The organism is Streptomyces hazeniae, assembly GCF_031845485.1.
Classification (GTDB): domain Bacteria; phylum Actinomycetota; class Actinomycetes; order Streptomycetales; family Streptomycetaceae; genus Streptomyces; species Streptomyces hazeniae.
The window spans coordinates 1-445 of sequence record NZ_JAVREQ010000193.1; the positions used below are offsets into that span (position 1 = coordinate 1).

The 445-nt window shown below is 64.5% G+C and carries 1 protein-coding gene; it reads right to left on the bottom strand.

The window, feature by feature from the left end; translation table 11 throughout:
* Positions 1-433, bottom strand: a 433-nt coding sequence (locus RM572_RS29275; protein WP_449657231.1) for a phosphoketolase family protein, incomplete at its 3' end; no start/stop codon positions are given.
* Positions 434-445: the final 12 nt, after the last annotated feature.

Sequence of the window (445 nt, forward strand, 5' to 3'; positions counted from 1 at the left end):
GGATGGAACCGGGTGTCTCGGCGGCCACGTGACTGGGAATCCCGCCGGGAAACGAGAACTGGCGGAACAGTTTCCGCAGGCCGTCGGTGTCCTGGCCGATTCCGGTGTAGACCTCGCTGTAGGTGCCTTCAAGATAGGCGTTGGCCACCAGGCCCGGACCGCCGTGGCCGGGCCCGGTCACATAGATGATGTTCGCGTCGCGCTCGCGGATGATCCGGTTGAGGTGGGCGTACAGCAGGTTCAGACCCGGGGTGGTACCCCAGTGCCCCAGCAGGCGCGGTTTGACGTGCTCCGCGGCCAGCGGCTCATGGAGCAACGGGTTGTCCAGTAGATAGATCTGGCCGACGGACAGATAGTTGGCCGCTCGCCAGTAGGCGTTGAGCTGCTCGAGTTCCGTGTCGGTCAGTGCCGGTGAGAGGGTCGCGTCGCTCATGTTCTCCATAGT